The 22,144-nt window shown below is 42.1% G+C and carries 16 protein-coding genes and 1 pseudogene; 6 read left to right on the forward strand and 11 right to left on the reverse strand.

Annotated elements, in window-relative coordinates; all coding sequences use genetic code 11:
- Positions 1-301: 301 nt before the first annotated feature.
- The 4 genes from AC5590_RS10885 to AC5590_RS10900 form a co-directional block, all read right to left on the reverse strand.
- Entirely contained in the window at positions 302-4,324 is a 4,023-nt protein-coding gene (locus AC5590_RS10885; protein ID WP_169263867.1) for a non-ribosomal peptide synthetase, read from the reverse strand.
- 34 nt (positions 4,325-4,358) lie between these two features.
- Positions 4,359-5,480, reverse strand: coding sequence for a TauD/TfdA family dioxygenase (locus AC5590_RS10890; RefSeq protein ID WP_248277173.1), 1,122 nt, complete (start codon positions 5,478-5,480; stop codon positions 4,359-4,361).
- 109 nt (positions 5,481-5,589) lie between these two features.
- Complete coding sequence (locus AC5590_RS10895) at positions 5,590-6,561, reverse strand: DMT family transporter (RefSeq protein ID WP_169263868.1); 972 nt, start codon at positions 6,559-6,561, stop codon at positions 5,590-5,592.
- 306 nt (positions 6,562-6,867) lie between these two features.
- Positions 6,868-7,908, reverse strand: coding sequence for a methyltransferase (locus tag AC5590_RS10900; RefSeq protein ID WP_248277174.1), 1,041 nt, complete (start codon positions 7,906-7,908; stop codon positions 6,868-6,870).
- A 112-nt stretch (positions 7,909-8,020) separates the two neighbouring features.
- Between AC5590_RS10900 and AC5590_RS10905 the strand changes: the two genes are divergently transcribed.
- Entirely contained in the window at positions 8,021-8,182 is a 162-nt protein-coding gene (locus AC5590_RS10905) for a hypothetical protein (RefSeq protein ID WP_211178328.1), read from the forward strand.
- Here the strand turns inward: AC5590_RS10905 and AC5590_RS10910 are convergent.
- The 4 genes and pseudogenes from AC5590_RS10910 to AC5590_RS10925 form a co-directional block, all read right to left on the reverse strand.
- Positions 8,183-8,242: pseudogene (locus tag AC5590_RS10910) on the reverse strand (hypothetical protein); the annotation flags it as partial. It lies immediately after the preceding gene.
- A 268-nt stretch (positions 8,243-8,510) separates the two neighbouring features.
- Positions 8,511-9,851 carry an ATP-grasp domain-containing protein gene (locus tag AC5590_RS10915; protein WP_169263869.1) on the reverse strand — a complete coding sequence of 447 codons (1,341 nt, stop codon included), beginning with the start codon at positions 9,849-9,851 and terminating at the stop codon, positions 8,511-8,513.
- 435 nt (positions 9,852-10,286) lie between these two features.
- Positions 10,287-11,117, reverse strand: a complete 831-nt coding sequence (locus AC5590_RS10920) for an O-methyltransferase (protein ID WP_169263870.1) — start codon at positions 11,115-11,117, stop codon at positions 10,287-10,289.
- Complete coding sequence (locus AC5590_RS10925; RefSeq protein ID WP_169263871.1) at positions 11,117-12,352, reverse strand: sedoheptulose 7-phosphate cyclase; 1,236 nt, start codon at positions 12,350-12,352, stop codon at positions 11,117-11,119. Before AC5590_RS10925 ends, AC5590_RS10920 begins: the two co-directional genes overlap by 1 nt.
- A gap of 863 nt (positions 12,353-13,215) precedes the next feature.
- On the opposite strand from AC5590_RS10925, the gene AC5590_RS10930 reads away from it, so the two are divergent.
- From AC5590_RS10930 to AC5590_RS10945, 4 genes are all read left to right on the forward strand, one after another.
- Entirely contained in the window at positions 13,216-13,413 is a 198-nt protein-coding gene (locus AC5590_RS10930; protein ID WP_169263872.1) for a hypothetical protein, read from the forward strand.
- 204 nt (positions 13,414-13,617) lie between these two features.
- Positions 13,618-13,941 carry a hypothetical protein gene (locus AC5590_RS10935; RefSeq protein ID WP_211178332.1) on the forward strand — a complete coding sequence of 108 codons (324 nt, stop codon included), beginning with the start codon at positions 13,618-13,620 and terminating at the stop codon, positions 13,939-13,941.
- Positions 13,923-14,291 carry a pentapeptide repeat-containing protein gene (locus AC5590_RS10940; RefSeq protein WP_169263874.1) on the forward strand — a complete coding sequence of 123 codons (369 nt, stop codon included), beginning with the start codon at positions 13,923-13,925 and terminating at the stop codon, positions 14,289-14,291. The genes AC5590_RS10935 and AC5590_RS10940 overlap by 19 nt, the downstream gene beginning before the upstream one ends.
- 64 nt (positions 14,292-14,355) lie before the next feature.
- On the forward strand, positions 14,356-14,727 hold the full coding sequence (locus tag AC5590_RS10945) for a hypothetical protein (protein ID WP_169263875.1): 372 nt from the start codon (positions 14,356-14,358) through the stop codon (positions 14,725-14,727).
- Positions 14,728-14,789: 62 nt separating this feature from the next.
- On the opposite strand, the gene AC5590_RS10950 is transcribed toward AC5590_RS10945, so the two are convergent.
- Positions 14,790-15,584, reverse strand: coding sequence for a PhzF family phenazine biosynthesis protein (locus AC5590_RS10950; RefSeq protein WP_169263876.1), 795 nt, complete (start codon positions 15,582-15,584; stop codon positions 14,790-14,792).
- A gap of 960 nt (positions 15,585-16,544) precedes the next feature.
- On the opposite strand from AC5590_RS10950, the gene fghA reads away from it, so the two are divergent.
- Positions 16,545-17,390, forward strand: coding sequence for an S-formylglutathione hydrolase (fghA, locus tag AC5590_RS10955; RefSeq protein WP_169263877.1), 846 nt, complete (start codon positions 16,545-16,547; stop codon positions 17,388-17,390).
- Positions 17,391-17,417: 27 nt separating this feature from the next.
- On the opposite strand, the gene AC5590_RS10960 is transcribed toward fghA, so the two are convergent.
- Together AC5590_RS10960 and AC5590_RS10965 are read right to left on the reverse strand one after the other, a co-directional pair.
- A complete protein-coding gene (locus AC5590_RS10960) occupies positions 17,418-18,887 on the reverse strand; it encodes a multicopper oxidase family protein (RefSeq protein ID WP_246162648.1) in 1,470 nt (489 codons plus the stop codon).
- Positions 18,888-18,965: 78 nt separating this feature from the next.
- Positions 18,966-22,016 carry a DUF4347 domain-containing protein gene (locus AC5590_RS10965; protein ID WP_169263879.1) on the reverse strand — a complete coding sequence of 1,017 codons (3,051 nt, stop codon included), beginning with the start codon at positions 22,014-22,016 and terminating at the stop codon, positions 18,966-18,968.
- Between the last annotated feature and the right edge of the window lie 128 nt (positions 22,017-22,144).

The raw sequence follows: 22,144 nt of genomic DNA on the forward strand, positions 1-22,144 counted from the left end.
GGGAACAGGGAACAGGGAACAGGGAACAGGGAACAGGGAACAGGGAACAGGGAACACCCGAACGCTTAACATAAACTGTACTGAATTCCGTTCAAAAATCAAATAGGAATTCTATATTTTCTTTTGTAGTGCAAATCGGACAGCCCGCTTCAGTAATAAAGTAGGAAGTAAGATGCTCTCACTACCATCTTTCATAAAGATCAAAGCCTTCAGGAAAGAGTGCAAGGGCGCAGTCCATTCTGGGGACTGAATTCTTAGTTTTTTTGATTGTGCCCAGCCCCAATCAAAAACTACCTTCTGACTAAAATTCTGCCAGAGATGATTTCAAGCGTTCTGCTAAGACTTGTAAATGAGGTTCCAAAATACATGTGTAGTGATTACCAGAAACATCAATGATTTTTATATCTTTTGCATCCATGATAGAGAATAATTCCACCCATACGAGAGTTGGGTCGGAAGCCATGATATGCTTTTCTTTGGCTCTCAAGACAGTGACTTTTCCTGGATATGGCTGTGGCAGATAAGAATAAGTTGCTTTTAGCGTTCCTACTAATACATCAAGAATGCGTCGGTTTTGTTGGCTTTGATTTGATGGCGGTAATATCTTAACTTCTATTGCCTTGTCAAGGATATAGTTGATTTGTTCGTTAATACTCAAGTGCTTAATTTCATCAGGTGTTACCAGATTATCTTGCCCTGCTATTCCGCCAAAATATCTGGAAAGAACACCAACCAAATAGGGGGCGTCAATTTTCTTGTTTTTATCCAAGAGAATTGGAACATAAGAATCAAGTATTACTAAAGAGACTTCCTGTCCCTGTTTGTGTAATTGTTGTGCCATTTCATACGCTACAACTCCCCCAAATGACCAACCACCAATAGAATAAGGACCATTGGGCTGAAACTTCCTAATTGCTTGGATATACAAGCTTGCCATATCCTCGACTCGTGTGAGTGGTTCTTCTTCCCCATGAAACCCTTGCGCTTGCAAGCCATAAAACGGTTGCTCGTCACTGAGAGAATGCGCCAATTTGAAGTAACACATAACATGACCACCTGCAGGATGTACGCAGAAAAAGGCTGGCTTGTTACCTTTTGGCTGGATGGGAACTAGGAGGGAGTTTTCAAAAGTATTGGAACTGGTATCAAGAAGATTTGCAAACTTTTCAATGGTGGGATTGGTGAGGACTGCTGATAAGGGTAATTCCTTACCAAAGTGCTGCCCAATTGAAGCTATTAAGTAGATTGCTGAAAGAGAATTTCCACCGATTTCAAAGAAGTTATCTTTAACACCTATTGGCTGAATGTTTAAAATTTCTGACCAGATTTTTGCCAGTTTCCCTTCGGTATCATTGCGCGGTGCGACAAATTCATTGTGTTGGCTGAAGCTAGAAAGTGTTGGCTTTGGCAAAGCGCGACGGTTGACTTTTCCACTAGGAGTTAAGGGTAATGCTTCTAAGATTACAAAAGCTATTGGCACCATGTAATCTTGTAACTTCTGTTTGAGGAAATCGCGCAGGGTGTCTGGAGTTGGTTCTTCCTGTTTAGTAGTAATATAAGCTACTATTTGTTTTTCTCCTGGTTGATCACTACGGGTAATGACAACTGTTTCTCGCACTTGTGGATGAGCAGATAAAGCGTTTTCTATATCCCCAAGTTCGATCCGAAAACCTCGAATTTTTACTTGATTGTCTATTCGACTAACGTATTCAATATTGCCATCATCCAGGTAACGAGCTAAATCTCCTGTCCTGTAAAAACAGGAACCTTGCGAGAAAGGATTAGCAATAAAGCGTTCAGCAGTGAGTTCAGGACGATTGAAGTAACCGCGTGCAACCCCAGCACCACCTATATACAATTCGCCCAAAACTCCGATGGGAACTGGTTGAAGATGGGAATCCAATATGTAAGTTTGTGTGTTGGCGATCGGACGACCGATGGAGACTAAAGCATGAGATAGTTTCGTAGCTTCTACTTGACAGACAGTTGACCAAATAGTCGTTTCAGTCGGTCCATACAAATTCCATACAGTATCACCTTTTTCTAATAAATGCTTTGCCAAGTCACTAGTTAAGCCTTCGCCACCGCAGAGAATTTTCAATTGAGGAGAACTAGTCCATCCAGCCGCAAGCAACATCCGCCAACTCGCTGGCGTGGCTTGCATAATCGTAGCACCAGAAGTATGAATTAGTTCTGTGAGTCGCCTGCCATCGCTAGCGACTTCTCGACTTGCTAATACCAACTTAGCACCCGTAATTAAAGGCAGATACAGCTCCAGGGCGGCAATATCAAATGATATTGTAGTCACTGCCAAAAGGACATCTGACTCTGCAATTCCAGGTTCATGCTGCATAGATTTTAAGAAATTGACCACAGCACCGTGAGGAATTTCTACTCCCTTAGGCTTACCAGTTGAGCCTGAAGTATAGATAACATAAGCCAGATTTTTAGCAGTTGCACATGGTGTAGGATTATCTTTGCTATGACTCGCAATCTTTTCCTTCTCTGTACGTAAACAGATGACTTTCCTATGTTCATCATCAGCAAATAATTTTTGATTATCAGTCAGCAACACTGGCACCTGAGAATCAGATAAGATTAATTCTAAGCGTTCTTGTGGAAAACCTGGGTCTAAAGGTAAGTAAGCTGCACCAGCTTTCAAGATACCCAAAAGTCCCACCAGCATCTCTAAAGAACGCTCAACGCAGATACCTACTAAAACCTCTGGTTTAACTCCCAGTGTTTGTAAGTAGTGCGCGAGTTGATTTGCTTTTCTGTTGAGTTCACCATAGGTAAGCTGTTCTTCTAGAAAAGAGACTGCAATCGCATCACTATTTCGCTCTACCTGTGCTTCTATTAATTGGTGGAGACATACACTCAAGTCATAATCAGTCCCAGTCGCATTCCACTCAACCAGTATTTTCTGTTGTTCCTTCTGACTCAGCAATGGTAACTGAGCTACTGGCTGTTCTGGATTTGATACAATACTTTCTAATAAATTCTGGAAATGTTCGCTTAGATGAGCGATCGTCGCTTCATCTAACAGATTGCTGTTGTACTTAAAGTAGCCTAAGCTAGATTCCGAAAGCTGAATCACTTCCAAGCTTAAATCAAATTCTACTTTTTGCTGGGGTAGTTCCCAGTATTCTAGTTCTAGATCGCCACAATTTGTCGGCTGTTTCTTAGCTACGCCCTCGAATAACTTTGATATATTTTCTAGAGTTTCTACATTCCGGTAAGTAAATGAAGCTTGACAAATAGGTGAATGACTTGAATTAGACTTTGACTGTAGTTGTCTTACCAATAAAGCAAACGGATAATCTTGATATTCCTTTATTTCTGAAACAGTATGACTGAGTTGATGGAGAAACTTCTTAAATGAAAGACTTTCCCAAATCAAATCCCGTGAAATAACTACGTTAGTAAAGTTGCCAACAACTCTTTCAAATTCTGGTCTATCTTGCTGATTTACTACCAAACCAACAAGAACATCTTTTTCACTTGTATAACGGTAAAGCAGAATTTTAAATGCTGTCAAAAGAAGGTTTTCTTGGCTGACATTTTCATCATTTGCCAGTTTTTTTAGTAATCCAGTTAGTCTGTTGTTTATGACAAAACTATAGAATGCTCCATTGTTATTTTTTAGAGGCTCTTGAGGTAATCTAGTCGGTAACTCTAGTAAAGGTAATTCTCCAGAAAACTGTTTTTCCCAATAATCTTTAAGTCTTTTTCCTTCGGAACTTTCTAGTAGATTAACTTGTTTTTTTACATATTCTTTATAGAAATATTGTGAAGACTCTAAAGTCTTAATATTCTTGTTTGAATCTAAAAAATTATTTTTTGATAAATAGAGTTGCAGAAAATCATCTACCAGTAGTAATAAAGAAGCCCAATCACTTGCCAAACTATGAACGATTAGCAAAAGAATATGCTCCGTAGCAGAACGACTAAACAAGCTTAGCCGAATCATCGGAGCTTTCTCTAAATTAAATGGATGTTTAGCGGACTGTAGTAAAGAGTTAGTTAACTCATGAAAATCCCAACTTGAAGCGTCTATCTCCTCTAAATTAGCTTCAACGTTATCATGTATTTCTTGAAAATTTTTCTTTTCCGACTCATGATAAGTCGTGCGCAAGATATCGTGACGGTCAATTATTGCTTGAAATGTTTTTTTGAGATCAGAAATACTGACAGGTGAATTAATTTTGAAAGCAAAACAAACTTTATCGTTTAGCTCTTCTGGCATGAAATGATGGCTAAACCAAATTTTATGCTGAACTTCCGAAAGAGGAAATGAGGCTTTCATATTCAATGATTGATTCATGGGTAGCTGCAAATCCAACGATTCTTTATTATGTTTATATATTTGAAAAAGTCGTTAATAAAGCTGGTTTCATATCGCGAATGTTGCACATATTCCCAAAAGCAGTCAGTATTTTTCGCTTCAGTTTAGTATTGAGTCTACTATGAGCAACTTGTAGGTTATCGATTACGAGAATATCGCCTTGCTTCCACTGAAATATGACTGCATTTTTCCATTCAGCTTGCCCCAACTCTTTCGCTTCTGCTTCCGTCATATTGGTGCTTTGACCATCTTTGTTCAAAAAATATGCGTTCAAGGTACTGGTTCGTTTTTGGGAACCATCAACAACAGTTGCTGTTGTTGTTGCTCTTTGTTGAATATTTTTGTACAATTTGGCTGGCAGCAAGTTGTAATAGAGCCTTTGTTTAAATGAATACCGTTGCCCAATATTTCGATACCATTCTCTACTAACTAAACAATCAACAATACTAAGGCCAAAGCAGAGTCTACTCGTTCTTGGGTGACTGAATAAGGGAATATAAGAACATTCAAAAGAAATAGAGCCATCCTCTTCCCAGTTAAAATCAAATCCTTGTTCCTGGAGAAGTTTGGTAATCTCCTCTGGCGAGAGATCCTCGAAGACCATTTCTAATAGATGGTTGGGAACATATCGCACAAACTGCTGAGGAAAGTTTCCAATTTTGTGCTGTAAGCTGGGAGATAAGTCATAAAATAGCTTTTCTGTATTGATGATGGGAGTCTCCCCATACAAGTCGGGCTGAACTTGACAAAAGAAAGCAAGTACGCCTGGTCGCACCGGCACCATATTGAGTTCATTGTGAGGAGCTATAATCACATCTGGTGGAGCTTCAGAAGAGGTGAAGACTTTCTCAGTTATTCGTACACGATGAGCGCTGCCAAAATGATAAACTGACTCCAGTTCGATATTCAATAGCTCTAGGGCTTTTTGAAATTGCTCTGCACCCTCAACCTCAAATCCCCGAAACAAAATCGCTCCGTATGTATCTAGTTGTTTATTGAACCACTGCGCACTTTCCTTGAGCAATGCTTTGAGAACTGCAAAGGATTTTTCTTTGACTGGCTCAATAACTAGAGGTAGTTCTTTTTCAGTACTGGCAACAGTTTTCTCATCATCCTGCAAAAACCGTAATCTCATATCTGAAGAAATTGAAATTGGGAGATTATAGATAGTATTCATAGAGTGAAAAAATGATATACTTAACTATCGACCAATAACCTTTCTCTTCCCCCATTCTGCAATCTCTCTACATAGCTGATTCTACCTCTTCTTTGATAGCAAATTCGCTAGATGAAGTTAGATATACCCCTGAAACAATCACAACAAAACTTATCAATGTAGACCAGTTGAGGCCTTCCGAAAAGATAACCCAAGCTTCTAGGGAGCTAAAGACGGGAACAAACAGATCGCATAAGGAGACAAATCCTGAAGATAACTTGTTGAGGCTATAGGCATAAAGTCCCAAGCCTAGTATTTGGCATATGAGGGCTAGCAAAATCGCGTAAAGCCACCCACCCAACGAATAGGGGAAAAGCCTATCTTCAGTGAGTAGAGCGATAGGCAAAAGTAACACCGAGCCGATCGCAGAACACCACGTCATGATTATTGTCGTACTCAATTGACTTCGTAGTTGTTCGACGATGAGTGGATAAAAACCAAGAAACACAGCTGATAGTAATGCCATTAGATCTCCTTGGAGTTTGTCACTCGTCAACGAGATATCATTGTATACTATAATACCAGCACCGACAATAGCTACAAACATACCGATAAGAAATTTACCATCAAAGCGCTTCCCAAAAATCAGCCGTCCTCCTAAGACGGTGAACAGTGGAGCCAAATAGTGCATGAGCGTAGCGTTAGCGACGTTGGTCTGAGTTAGTGACAAAGCCCACAGAGCAAGAGTAGCAAAAATTACAATCCCACCAGCAAGTAAGAGCAAAACTAGCCGGATTGGGTAAAGTTGTAGTTTTTCTGGTTGGCCATTAGATAGTCGCCGCCGCGCGGCTGCGAATCCATTCCACAGCACAAAGGCGACAGTAGAGATCCAAAAGCGATTAAAGATTGTAGCATTTGGACCGAGTTCGCTTTCACTCAAGCGGATCAGAATTGGTGAGAAAGATAAGGCTACTAAGCTGACTACCAATGAAGCAACTGCTGCGGTAGTTGGTGTTGCTAATAACTGTTCGTATGGGAATTTCAGTTTAGCTTTGAGCATCAATATTTTCCAATAACATGACTAGGTGTACTTATCTTTCTGACTACTTTGTTGCCTTCCTTAGTCAACTCAAGTAATACATGTATACTAATTATCCTCACATGTAGCTGTTATGTCAAAAAACTACGTTCACAAAAAATATATAAATATAAATACTTAACTAGGTATAAAGTGATTTGAGAGAATTGTTATCATAAAGCATCGCACAAAATTCAAATCATGCCAGGATATGTCTTGTAGCAAGCCAAAAGACATATCCATAATTTTTGCGGTGGATGTAAAACTTTGTTTGTATTTGCCCGAGGCTCAAGACAGCGTACTAAATTCCATCACCGTCAGGCTAGTTCCCGTGTAAATGACTTTTTCAAGTTGAAAGCCACTTGTTTCAAACAACTCCTTATATTCTTGTTCCGTGCGCCAGTAACCTCCAGGATTTGTCACCATCATCTGAACTGCGGCAAGGGCTGGGATAGTGCCGTCTGGATATTCTACTGGCGCACCACGAGGTGGAACAAGTGTCTGTAGAAGTATAACTTTACCTTCTTTTGGGAGAGCTTTTTTACACCCAGTTAGTACTTTGATTGTGTCTTGCGAACTGAATACGGAAAGAAAATACTTCATCACGATCGCATCTGCACCCTTTGGTATCTCCTCCAAGGCATTACCACCAATGACTTTCACTTGATTTTCGTCGAGTCCCTGCTTTGATAGGTAATCTGGTGCTGTCTCAACCTCATGCGGTAAATCAAACAATATACCTTTACAGCCAAATTTTTTGACAATATAGGCAATCAGTGCGCCTTGATTGCCTCCAACGTCCATAACTGTATCAAATTGACCGAAATCATACACCTCAAACAACGAATCAATTGCTTGATTCGTTAAAAAGCTCATGGCATTATTGAACAGATTTCTGCTATCGGGGTTTTCCGTCATGAAGAATTCGTAGAATTTCTTGCCATGTGCCCTCTCAAAAGCGACTTCCCCTGTTTTCAATGAGTCTCCTAATTCCCTCCAAGCATCCCACATACAGGGTTCTGTAATATGCATCAGGAAATGTCCAACAGAAGGTCCTGCATTTGTAATCAGTAGTTGGGAGAGTTCTGTTGCTGCAAATACACGTCCGGGCTTTTCTACGAACACCCCTAAATGAGCTAAAGCACGGAGAAGAACATAAAGAGTTTCTACTTTCGTAGAGGTTGCTTTTGCTATTGCTTCTACAGTCATTGATTCCGACTGTAAGAGGTTAGGTATACCTAAGTTTGTTGCTATATAAAGGCACTGGCTTTGCCAGTAACCATAGACCATTTGAGCAAGCTTCTTGGATGCTGAAGTAGTTCCTAACAAGTTCTATTTCTCCGTGTAAAATAGTAGACGCCAATTATTTTTTATTTAGTCCAGTCCAAAATTACCAAGCTAAAATTCTCTGACTCACCTGCTTTTATAAACATGTATAAACGTGTTGATTTCTTGGATAACTCCAAACACACTGCAAACTGAAACTAGTTTGTGTGGTACGAGCCGCGCCATGAACCGCAGTAAGATATTACGACTAGATATCATTAACATCCCAGTCGATAACAATGCCAACCCTACAGAAACAAGTACATTTGTCAAGTGACGTATCTTGCCTCTGACTACAATAGTGACAAGTTTTTGATGTATTGCGCTGATCAATTATATGAACAAAGTTTTTTGTTAAAACACGCTTGTATTTAAGTTACCTTCAGAAAAACCTCTAAAGAATATACATACCATAATTAGTGACAAGTGAAACAATCTAAGGCTATTTCATTTTCAGGAGTAGCACTTGATGACCGAATTTCGGATTAGACCGTTTGTAAGGATTCTTCTTAAAGCTCTTAACAGAGAAAAAAACCTCTTAAAATCTCACTTATGGAATCTTGTATAATTAACAGCTGTTACATTAACAACTTTCTTGCCTTAATTCAATCGCCACCTAATTCCACAAGTTTACCAATATTAAAATCAATCTTTGTCCAACCTTTGAGTTGCCGCAGATTTTTGAACAAAAGCAAGGGAATTTGCCAGTGGTGTAGCATCAGAAACGGCAGTGGATCATCCAGTTTGTAAACGGCATCAGTACCTCTTAAAAAATTGCGTATCCAAGTTCGCAATTGGGCAAAGGAACGAATACCAGTCAGTCGCCATAGTTCGTGATATGTCCAGTATGTCGGCTTACTGTTTGGCAGTGGTTGGAGAGGTTGAGTGAAGGGTTCTTCACTCAAATAAGCATCTGCCACTTGTGGGTGGTTGTAAAACATTGTAATTGCCGAATGCGCTCGGGGATTATATTCAATAGCGTAAACTGTCCCGTCTTGAGCTTGGATAAAATCAAAGGAAACTTGTCCAGTAATTCCCAGTTTTCCAACAAAATGCCTTACCCATTCTAGAATTTTCGGGTTTTCTACATTTTCGTAATTGACTTGAAAAGCTGAAGATTCTGCACAGCAGTGCAACCGTAATTCTCCATTTTTGACTGTGCTGTGAGTGCAAAATTCCTTGCCAGGAATAAACTCTTGCATAATCCAGGGTTTTTCTGGACTGATTGGCAAACTCCTGACAAATGCTGCTGTTTCCTCAGGGGTATCGCAAGGTAGCTTAGTTAAATCTAAGCGCCATACTGAGTCGTAAGGAATGCTTTTGAGAATATATTTGCGAGTTTCCCCAGAAAAATCAAAATTCAGAACTTGTTCAGGGTTGGTGATTTTGAAGGACTTGGGAACCGATAAGCCAAACGCTCTTGCTTTTTCACTGAAAGCAAACTTATCATCCTGCATTTGGGTGACATCAGCGTCAAAGTGAAAAACTTCGCAGTAGTGTGAGAGCGCAGGCTTTGCTAAAGACTCATAGTAACTCGCAACTGGACTCGTGACAGGAACATAGACATCAATGTTTTCTTTCTTAACAATGTCTAGTAAAGCTTGGATATAAGCTTCTGGGTCATACTGTGGGATAGGAGTTGTATAAAAGCGAGAAACTGCATCAGAAAACCGATGTCCCGATAACCAGTATTTGTGGGTTTCTATTAAAATAACTCTATGTCCCGCAGCGTGAAAACAACGGGCAAGCTGTAACGCCTTCGTCATTTTGGCACCGCTAATCAAGATATTTTTGCGGTTTGCAGCGACAACTGTCTGAGGACGAACAAGACGCCTTAAGCGATTCCAAAATAGAGATGCCAGAACTATAGCAGCGTTAATGGGCAACACTAAAAAAAGTATTGTCAAGGTCGCAAGGTTCTGGAATAAAGCTTTTACTTGTGCCACAAAAGAACTTGATGATGTTGCTTCTGTATTAGATTATAAGGGAAGAGATCGTGCCTCATAAATCGTGATTTATAATTCATAGTTTCGCAATTGAGAAAAATTGCAAGAGTACAAATTCAACTGTATGAAATTGTCTGCTAAGTAGCCATAACTCTACATTTATAAATCATTCACGCATTCGCGAATATCACAAATATGCCCTACGGGCACGAGGCTGCGCGAACAAAATAATAATATATAAATTTTAAATTTCCTCCTTCACCTATCATGGCTATAAGAGAAGGAGGTAAGAAACCAGAGTCATTGAAGAACTCAGAACTCAGAACTCACTACAGCTAAGAACTAACAAAAAGGGAACAGTATAAGTGCGGTTTTCGTGATTTGCAATTCTGAGTTCTGTGTACACAACAAGAGTGCAGGCTCAATGGATGACAATTACGGTAAGCGTCGAATAATCGTCAAGCCATCTCGCAGTGGCAACAATACCTGTTCCACACGCGAATCGGCGGCGACAACCTGGTTAAACTGAGCAATAGCCTCACCGTTGGGAGTGCGATTTTCTTCTGGAAGATAGACTTGCCCTTGAAGTAGAGTGTTGTCTACACAGATAAACCCTCCAGGAACGAGCAAATCTGTCTCCAACAAGGTTTGGAAGTACTTGACATACTCGCGTTTATCTGCGTCAATAAACACAAAATCAAATGACTGCCCTGCATCTGCCAGTTTCTGCAAAGTTGAGAGTGCTGGACCCACTTCGACGCGAATTTTTCCACCGTGGGGAGACTCCCGGAAAGCAGCTTGCGCGAACTCTGCGGTGTAAGGGTCAACTTCACAAGCGACCAGTTCTCCATCAGACGGTAAAGCTTCTGCGATCGCCAATGCAGAATAGCCAGTGAACATACCAACTTCCAACACTTTCTTAGCTTTGATCATGTGGGTAAACATCTTGAGCGTTTGCCCTTCCACATGTCCAGAAAGCATTTCCTGTTCTAGTTCTCGTACTGTCGCTCCCTCGTGGAACCTTTGATTCCAAGCTTCCTGAGCCGTTTTTTGAGCTAGCGCTGCTAAGGCTGGTGATTCACGGGTGGTACATTCTTCTAAATAGGGATCTAAACCTGCTGCCAAAAGCCATGCTTGATTGAGGTTAGCTTGTAGCTCATCAGCAGACATCTTATCAAGTGTCTGCAAAATGGTTTCTAGCTGCTTAGCTAAAATCCCCAATGGTGTAACAGGTCTAGCGGTTGGCTTTTCGACAACTTGCGACATTAGGCTTCACTCCCAACAAGTTCTGGGTTGTAAGCATCTGGGTAGAGTTCTACGCCATCGCCACCACGAGGGTAGCTTTCGCACAGATGCTTATGCTCTGATAACGCTGCAGCCAGTTCCTCACGAGTTAAATCATTGACAAAGAAGCAATCGCCAATTGGTCTAGGCATAGCGGCTCGTAGCAGACCGCCTCGTGTGCAGGTGATGGATTCGCTTCCACGCCATGCAAGCTCTTCGTCTAAGAGGGGATGATCCAGAGCAAGACCGATACGGCTCATCAGACTGAGAATGCGATCGCGATCTTCTTTGGTAATATAGCCTCGTCGTGCTGCAAGGGTGACAGAAAAAGCCATGTCAATATTGACTGCATGACCGTGGAAAATAGGCACACGAGGTGCAAGTTCTAGAGTCGGACTCCAAGTATGACCAAAAGCAATAACACGGTCTAGGTCTAACTCGTGTAGGTTAGGAACCTCCAACTCGAGCATACTTTTAATAGACTCGTAAGTGACCCGATGCGCCACTTCTTTGATTTCTGGTGTTGCGTTAATGTTGCCAAAGTGTGTGGAAAGCAGTTCTTCCCCATGCTTATCCAACAAATCAAAAACCTCTTTGTTGTTAACCACTGCAATTTTCACAAGTTCTGACATTCCATTGCGGACTTGCGCTGTTGGCAAAGTACCCAAAAACGAGAAATCCAGGAAAACCTTTTGCGAAGCGTGATAAGCACCAAGGCGATTTTTCAGCTTCTTGTGGTTCACTGCTACTTTGATAGCAACACTCGCATCAATCAAACCAATGAGAGTGGTAGGAATGCGAATGTAGTTGCTACTGCGCTGGTAAGCAGAACAGGCAAAACCTGCAACATCTGTAATCAGTCCACCACCAACTACTAACACTGGTTCCTTGCGAACCAGCTTGAATTCGGCCAACGCATCAATGACCTTCTCAAAAGACTCAATAGTCTTGTTTGGCTCAGTAATCGTGATCGGAAAAACCGTCAGGTCAATGTCGTAATATTTGAAATACTGCTCGATTTGACTGCCGCAATGCTTATTAACATTAGCATCTACAACAACCAAGCAGCGTCCAAATTTTTTATAGGTTTCTGCCAGTTGTGGATTTTCGATTGCAAAAACCCCATCAACATAGATGAGGCTGTACTCAATTTTTTCGTAAGCCTCTACATGAAAAGCAGTTTCAGTAGCTTCAAACTTTGCTTGGATGGTACTCATTATTTTTGACCTACAATGTTGACAATATCCCCCAAAAAAAATGGGAGACTATTCGCAAGACAGTATTTACCTCAGTACACCCAAGAACTACACCACTATCCATAAGCAAAGTGCCCAATGGACAAGAAGACTGGAGGCTAAAAAACTAGAAAAAATAAAGAACCCTCCGTCTTAAAAGGTTTTGAGCATACTTTAGTAAGGAACTTTAATTCAATTAGCTCACTTTTCAGCAAAATTGGCTGACATATGTTAGACTTCTACTTTTTGCAGAAAGATCCTAATGTCTCGCAGGGTTGATAGCTATCGAATGATCACCGTATTTTGACCTATATTCTCAAATTATCACATTTTATAAAAAAAACTTAAGTTTTATAATTTTCTTAGATTTTGTTCTTCCTTTGAGAATTTGAGTCTGGAATACCGACAACACATTGGCGAAATCAAATCGAAGTCTTTGATAAAAGAATACAAGCTGTTAGTACTAGCAACTGATTTACGCTTTCAAGTTTGGTAGTTTTTCCTTGCCAGTACAGAGCAATAAGCTCTTCACCGCACGAAGTACAATAACTTTTTATAATGCCTCGGTTTCATAAAGCTTCTATCTAAAGAATGAAATCAAATAGTTCACCTGAGTAAAGCCAGAAAAATAAGTGCTAAAAGAGCTTTTTTTGTACTTGAATTAACAAAATTCGCGTATTATTAACAGTAGACAAACTGTTAATAATATGGCTACATAACTAATCCAACTCTACTGGAAGCTCAACCCCCACTCACGATAGTCGGTTATCCCCCACTCTCTTATCCGTTATCTCGCTTAGGATTTAGCGACAATTTAAATAAGGTCGTTTCTATAAAAGCAAACTATGTTTCCGTTTCCTTTTCCTTTTTGGGACAACAACTGCTACGGTAGCGAACCCGTGTCTCGCAAAACTCGCTTAGAGCGTAAGCTGAAATTCCTCAAAACTATGCGAGATGATCTAGACACTAGACTCGCTGGTCTAAACGCTGCGATCAGTAGTGTCGAGCAGCAATTAAATCAGGAAAATGTCACTCAAGTCTAATAGAGTTGTAGTACTCAAGCTAGATATTGTTGCTCACACATAAGCTACTTGTCTGCTTCCCTAGCTTTGCTAGGGAACATCTACTTAAGAGGGTAGATAGCTACTGTGCTATGTATGAAAATTCTTTCATAAGTCAGAACTTATTTGTAGCCTAGAATTTGTATCCTAGAAATAGAGGCTTGATATTTTCTAGGTAAATGTATGATGACTGCGGTAACATTCAAGCAATTTATAGAAAAAAATCCAAAATGTCTTGAGTCACTGCCAAAAGCGTTGCAGGGCCTTTGGTATGATAAAAAAGGTGAGTGGGATACTGCACACGAAATAGTACAAGAAGACGCTAACGATGATGATAGTGCCTGGGTTCACGCCTACTTGCACCGCAAAGAGGGTGATTTGATCAATGCTCGTTATTGGTATAGACGTAGCGGTCAGTCAGAGTCAAAAGTAGAATTAGACCAGGAATGGGAGCAGATAGCTTCCAGTTTGCTGAGCAAGGTGAACCAAGCATGGATGCAAATGAACTGAAGCAGCGTTATGTAGCAGGAGAGAGAGATTTTCCAGCAGTGAAGCTTGTTAGAGCCAAGTTAATTCAAGCAATGCTCGCTGGAGTCAATTTATTTGCAGCGGATTTAAGCGGAGCAAACCTAGCTAAAGCTAAACTGTGGGGAGCAAACCTTGGGGCTGCTAACTTAGCTGGTGTCAACTTGACACGAGCTAACTTAAGCGGTGCCAACTTGCATGAAGCTAATCTTAGGGGAGCGAAGCTAAACTTTGCTAAGCTCTATGGAGCAAATTTGAGTGGGGCTTGGTACGACGATAGTACGCGTTTTTCTAGAGGTTTTGACCCCGTCAGTAGAAATATGCGAAAACTTTGACCAACATATATTTATTACTCGTAGTTTAAGCATAAATCTTGATTGAAGTTACGAAATACTCCCTATGGCTGATGTAAATGGCACTTGGCTTGGAACTTACTGGCAACAAGGAATTCCTACCCGTTTTGAAGTGACATTGATTCAAAGTGGTAACACATTGACTGGTAGGATTTTGGATGACAGCAATTTGGGAGAAGCCCAGCTTGCCGGTGAGGTAGTTGGGCGTCGTATCAGCTTTATCAAGCGCTACTTCACAACTTCACCTGATCCAATTACCTACGTCGGCACAATCTCAGAAAATGAAGATTATATGCAAGGACAGTGGAGTCTTAAACTTTGGGACTCTGGTCCTTGGGAAGCCCGACGCAGTGGAGAAACACTTTTGGCAGATTTACAAACTCGTATACAAAAAAAGGTTTCCTTAAGCAGTGTATAACCTGACAGGGATTTTCACAGAATCTAAACTAGGTTTGAGACAGGGAGTGACGAATTGCATTTTCAAATTAATTCTCCACGCAGAACGGTAACTGCTTGTCCACTTATATAGACACGAGAACCACCCTCATAACGCACCTTCAAGACACCGCCCCGACTAGACGCTTGATATGCTAAAAACTCATCTTTGCCAAGGCGATCGCGCCAAAACGGAGCCAGACAACAGTGAGCAGCCCCAGTCACTGGGTCTTCATTAATTCCCACTCCCGGAGCAAAAAAGCGAGAGACAAAATCGTATTCTGAGTCTTCGTGTGTTAAACTAGTAACAATAACCTTGGCAAGGGGTAACGCTTTGAGTAGCTGGAAGTTCGGCTGCATTTGTCGCACTAAATCTTCAGACTCGACCTCCACCAGATAACCCAAGGAATTTTTCATCACCGTTCTGATTGGAACACCCAAAGCTTCACCGAGTTCAGGAGGAGCGGCTATTTCTTCTGAATAATTTACAGGAAAATCGAGTTCAATCCAATTTCCATGCTTTTTAGCAATCAGCACTCCGCTCTTGGTGTGGAAACGAGCCACCTCATCTGGCAAAAGATGCCCCTGTGACCAAAGAACATGAGCGCTAGCTAGGGTAGCATGACCACATAATGGCACTTCTGTTGTAGGCGTAAACCAGCGCAGCGCAAAACCATCTTCCTGCCTCACCAAAAACGCAGTCTCAGATAAATTCATCTCTTGCGCCACCTTTTGCATCCAGTCCTCAGACTGGGGAGTAGGTAAAATGCAGACGGCAGCCGGGTTACCTGCAAAAGGTGTGTTGCTAAATGCATCTACTTGAGTAATAGTTTGTCCCATGTCTCGAATTTTTTTTAAATATAGTCTTGAAACTTAAGCCTTGTGGTGATAAATGGTCTAGTTGAGACCACACTCTTAACCAGGAAGTAATTGAGTTTCAACGGTGATAATATTCACTTTAGCTGGATTGACACTCCCCACCGCATGGCGGATGGGGATTCTTGGTTCGTCCAGCAACCGTAAACCTTCGTATCCAAATCATAGTCGCCGACTACTTTCTGGCAGTATCTAAACCAAATACCCGTCGTTGGTGACCAAGTATCGAGTCAGTTTACGAAAGACCTAGAGGGCATCTGTCCCCAAGCTTTCGAGTACTTTGCAGAGAGTGTCTTAGAATTCCGTTCCTCTCCTTTTCCTCGCGTTCCGGCGTGCCCCGCCGTACGCTGTGATTTTAAGTTGTTTTTTCTTCTAGGTTCACGCCAGGTCTGTTAGACAAGGACTGGGTTTTTAAAGTGGACTTTCCCTACCCACTGAGCATTACTACTTTACTAGCCAGTCGCTTGGAGTCACTCCAGAGTTTTCATTGTCGCGTGCTAGCGGTTTTTCAGCCTGTACTATATACTCTAATTATGGAGTATAATTTGGAGTACTTCAAGTGGCTAGACTGAAAAAAATACAATTCAACGTTACCGAGGAAGAGTATGAAATCCTCAAAAACTGTTCCGAAAGAAAAAACTTGTCAATGGCTGAAATCCTTAGAGACCATATCAAAACTCTCCGTGAATCAACACACAGATAGTTCGTTCCTCATGCATCTTGTGCTCTCTTTCCCCTGCGGGTAAATTAAGCACAGATACAATCGTCACTCACCGCCTTACATCCCCACCGCATGGCGGATGGGGTATTACGGCGAACTACGATAATGTTAGAAAATTTACTACAACGTATTGATTGTAACTTACTACATTAGGAACCCTTGGGGTTAGAATTTATCGAGATTTGAACACTAACTAAACACTCATGACTAACCCCAACCTCACCTCAGAATATAAATCCTTCGGTGGTAAACTCGGCTTCTATAGTCATCCCTCCTCTACCTGTAACGGGGAAATGCGCTTTGCTGTCTACCAACCACCGCAAGCCACCCAAAAACCAGTACCAGTTCTTTATTTCCTCTCTGGTTTGGCTTCCACAGAAGAAAACTTTATGATTAAAGCAGGGGCACAGCAATATGCGGCAAAATACGGTATCATGCTGGTTGCACCAGATACTAGTCCCCGCAACACTGGTATTCCTGGTGAGGATGACGACTCGGACTTTGGCACAGGTGCTGGCTTTTATGTGGATGCAACTGTTGAACCTTGGGCGTCTCACTACCGAATGTATAGTTATGTTGTGCAAGAATTGCCTGCTTTGATTGCCGAACATTTTCCTGCACAACCAGACAAACAAGGCATTTTCGGTCATTCAATGGGGGGACATGGTGCGCTTGTTTGCGCTTTGAGAAATCCTCAGCAATACAAATCAGTATCAGCTTTTGCGCCCATCGCCGCACCAATGCGCTGTTCTTGGGGTGAAAAGGCGTTTAGCCGATACCTTGGTGAGGATAAGGAAAGTTGGCGTGCTTACGATGCCAGTGAATTGGTCAGGCAAACAGAATACCACAGTCCCATTCTCATCGATCAAGGTACGGCTGATAAATTTCTTAGTCAGCAGTTGCTACCTGAGGTGTTTGAGCAAGTTTGTGCAGCAGTTAACCAGCCGCTCAACTTGCGTTATCAAGACGGCTATGACCACAGTTATTATTTCATCGCCAGTTTTATTGAGGATCACATCCGCCACCATGCGCTTTCATTAACGGTTTAGACACTCCTGGCTTGAGGAAATATAAATTTAAAGCGGTGGTGCTGGAAGCGGTCTGGCTGGGGCTGACATCGGATTAATCCCACCTTGCCCCACTTGAAACTGACTCATCATGTCGCGGTCTTCATGAACCATGTTGTGGCAATGGTACATAAATTTACCCGCAAAAGGTCTAAACCTCCCAATCACGCGTACTGTCTCGTTTTCACCAACGTAGAAGACATCCTTCAGGCCAACCTCATAAGGAAAAGGCGGTTGACCATTACGGTCAAGTATTCGAGCATCAATGAGGTGGAGGTGCATTGGATGAAACGAGAGATTTGCGGTGTTTCTAAATGTCCATATTTCCACATCTTCTAGTTGAGGATTTGCATCGACTCGATTTCGGTCCCACCCATTACCGTTGATCGCCCAAACTCCATCAGCTCTCTGCTGCACCGTGAAGTCGCGAGTTCGTACAGCTGAGGATTCTGGAATGGATTGAATATTGCGTAGTGTGCTAGGAACAACGCTGTCATCTGTTTCGGATCGCACTACATCAAAGCGCATAATTTTGTCTGTGTTGGCGAAAACAAGGTTATTTGGTAGTGGAAGATTTTGCAGTTCTACCTGAGTCCCCAAAGGATATCTGGAGAAATCGATAATTAAGTCATAGCGTTCTGCCGGAGCAAGACGTATGTTTTGAGTATTCACTGGTGCAGACATTAACCCACCATCAGTACCAATCACAGTCAACGCATCACCTGTACTCAGAGCAAGTCCATAAGAGCGGGAACTTGATGCGTTTAACACCCGGAAACGGTACTTGCGGTTGGCTACCTCCATACGGGGCCAAGGTACGCCGTTGACTACAATTGTGTCACCCATAACACTGGTCTGATTTCGATTATCAAAAATGAGTGAATTATCAGACGCAAATTGCCTATCCTGAATGATCAGAGGAATATCATAATTTCCTTTGGGAAGTGGCAACGCAAGTTCTTGATCATCTTGAACAATATACATTCCAGCTAACCCCATATACACATTTCTGGCAGTCTGAGCAAGCCCGTGGTCGTGGTACCAGAAATTAGCAGCTCGGGAGTTGGGATAAACGTAATCTTTGTAATACCCTGGAGAAATGAAATCCAAAGTGTAGCCATCGTACTGGGGCGAAGATGTCATTCCATGCAGGTGAACGCATGTATTCACATCAAGATTATTGATAAACCGTACAGTTGATACCCGGTTTGCACGCTGTTTTATTATGGGTCCGGGAAATATACCGTTATAACCCCAAACCTCGGTAGTGCGTCCAGGTAAAATGTCTACTTGACCCTTCTGCATCCTAATTTGGTAGTAGTCAGTTGTTGAATCGCTACGTACTGGATTCAACACTGGTGGTGTGCGAAAGGAAAGTGTAAATGGCGCGACTGTTCCACTAACTGTTTGAGTGTATCCTCGATATTGAAGTCCTACAGGAAGTAAAACGGTACCTCCCGCAAGCGCTACGATCTTCATTGCTTCACGTCTGCTGATTCTCTTCATAGTCAAACTTGTTTGCCGTAAAGTATAATTTAATATTTATAATACGTAGAATTATGCCTGACTCAAATTGATTCGGACAGTTACATCGTTGTAATCCTTGTCACCGCCATTAACCAGATCCTCAAAACCAAAAACGTTATCTCCCAACAAAGAAACATGATCCGTTTTGTCAGAATTAGCACCCAAGAATGAAAAATAAACTTGTGGGTCGTTATTGGAATTACTATCTAAGAGTGCATCAGGTTTCCCATTGACGATCATGAACGGGGCATACAGCGAACCACCATTGAAAATTCCAGTGAAATTTGCCGTCGCTTGGTTGTTTACCGTCAAGTCAATGCCAGGAACACGTCCCTTAACAGCAGCTTGTGCATAACCAGCATCTCCCGGACGCAGGTCAACTATACCGTCACCATTCGTATCAATACCACCCTTGTCATCTGCTATTTTGTAGAAACCAATAAAGTCACTAAAAGCAGCTTCTCTGTTGAGAACAAAATCAGCTTTGACTTGAGTGTTAACTTGTCGCAAGTCGATGAGTTGATCTTGCGGTTTTCCTTGCAGACTGCTACCTAAAGAAAATTCTTCATTTGTTGCTTTCACATTGATTCCCAAAGCATTGAAGTCACCATTTTGAGTTAATGGATCTTTCCAACCCAAAGAAAACTCTCCGTTGTTCAAGCTTTCGACTTTGAAATTTGCTGCAGATGGAAACACCACTTTTGTTGAAGAGGTATTATCAAACAATACTGAATCTGTGGTGCTGTCAGGTACTAAATAAAATCTCAAGTTGGCATTTGAGTCGAACGCCAATTTACGTGTCAGGTTAGTATCAAATCCACTTGGGGTATTAGCAAGAGCAGAGAAAATAACCTGAGATCGATTCAAGGCAGCTTCGCTGTAACCAGCGCTACCAGGGAGAATACCGTTGATTCGACCTTGTGCATCGTCAACGGTAAATACTCCTACTTCATTGACAAGTGAAGAACTATGATCTGTGAGCTTAACTGAAAGTTTGGTTTGACTGCTATTACCTTTAATGTTAAAAACATCAGAAGCAATTTGAGTTAACTGAGGAGTCGTTGGCGGCTGAGTAGTTACAGTAGAGTTATTGCCCGGATTAACGCCCGGATTGACGCCCGGATTGACGCCCGGATTAACGCCCGGATTGACGCTCTGATTGACGTTAATAGTGAACTGTTTGTCAAAGTAGAGTCCACCGTTGTCAGTAGTACGGGCGCGGATGTTGTAACTAGATTTGCTTACAAAGTTGGGGGAATTATTAATGAGTAGTTTGTCGCCATTAATAGTAAAGACGGCATTATCAGTATCGCCCGTCCCCGTCACTAAGGTGTAAGTGTGCTGGTCGTTTGTATCTGGATCTATGCTAGTGAAAAGGCCAATTTGTGTTGCCGCAGGCACCTTTTCATCTACGCTAGTAGCACTCAACGCCAAGTTTGTTGGGGCGTTGTTGGTAATAGTGTCGTAGAGGAAGATGTCACGGCTGTTATTAGTGTCTGGTGTTACTAAGTTGCTGGCATATGACTCATACGCGACATAACGTCCTGAACCGGAGATGACGGAGTTATAGGATAAGTCATTTCCTTGATTCTTTTGTGAATCTATAGAAACACGTTTGGTGGTGCGTGTTTGAGTGTCGTAAACAAAAATGTCGGCAGTGTTATTAGTGTCTGGTGCTACTAAGTTGTTGGCATATGAAGCATATGCCACATAACGTCCATCTGCCGAGATGCTGGGCGAGAAGGATTCGTTATTTCCCTGATTGCCCTGTGAATCTACGGAAATGCGGCTGGTGGTGCGTGTTTGGGTGTCATAGAGGAAGATGTCACCAGTGTCGTTAGTGTCTCCTGGCACCAAGTTGTTAGCATATGACTCAAATGCCAGATAACGTCCATCTGCCGAAATGACGGGCGAAAAAGATGCATTATTCCCTTGATTTCCCTGTGAATCTACGGGCACACGGCTAGTAGTGCGTGTTTGAGTGTTATAGAGGAAGACGTCACGAATGTTGTTTGTATCGTCAGGAACTAAGTTGCTAGCAAATGAATCAAACGCCACATAACGTCCATCTGCCGAAATGACAGGAAAGAAAGATGCATTATTTCCTTGATTTCCCTGTGAATCTACGGAAACGCGGCTGGTGATGCGTGTTTGAGTGTCATAGAGGAAGACGTCATTAAAGTCATTCGTGTCATCTGCTACTAGATTGCTGGCATATGACTCAAACGCCACATAACGTCCATCTCCCGAGATCGCAGGACGCCCATTAGCAGCGTTATTTTCTTCAACGCCGCCTGAACCTACAGAAACGCGGTTGGTAATACCTGTCTGAGTATCGTAGACAAAAATATCACTTAAGTTATTCGTGTCATCTGCTACTAAGTTGCTAGCATCAGACCGAAATGCTACATAACGCCCGGAAGTGGAGATGGCTGGGCTGAACGAGTTGTTATTTGTTTGGTTACCGCTTGCACCTACGGAGACGCGGCTAGGGTTTAACACCCCAGTAAATGCGAGTTGAGTTGCAACAGGAAATGCCAACGATATCGTCGTTTTCTGTGTACTTACTTCCAGTTTCCAGTTACCGCCTAAAGCTGGATTCCCTGTGGGGGTAGTGGAAGCAGCTATTTGTGCTCCCGTTTTTTGGCGCAATTTGGATATGAATTCGATGCCGATGTCTGTGGCTGCTATGTTGCAGCCATAGAGCAACAACGAGGGAGTAGAACCCTTTGGAAACCATTCCTCTAAGAGACTGGCGTAGAATTCTAGGGTTTTTAAGTTCAAGCAGCTATTGCCCAGATACAAGCATCCTGGTGAACCGTGTGAGACTATATGGACTGTGGTTACATCGTCTGCTCGCTGAGACAATGCAGCGGTGATTTGCTCGACACCATCCCATTCTGGGTGCAAAAGTATCACCTGTGTGCCTTTCTCCACTCCAAGCACTAGGGTTTGATAATCCGCTACGGCTGTGTCTATGAATACTAAGCTTCTAGAAAGAACACTGCTGGGCTGATTCTGCTGTGTTCCAATACTAAAACGATTATGTTTCTCAAGGATTTGTGTTTGAGTTGACTGCATGAGTTTTTGTTACAAACTATCACACTGTGTTTAAATTGTCACCAGATGTATTAAATTCAAAAGTTGATATAGCGTGCTTGAGTGTATAGTTTGCAGCGGTGGCTGCTGCTGCTCCAACAACTCGGGAA

The sequence above is a fragment of the Brasilonema octagenarum UFV-OR1 genome (genome assembly GCF_963888615.1).
Classification (GTDB): domain Bacteria; phylum Cyanobacteriota; class Cyanobacteriia; order Cyanobacteriales; family Nostocaceae; genus Brasilonema; species Brasilonema sennae.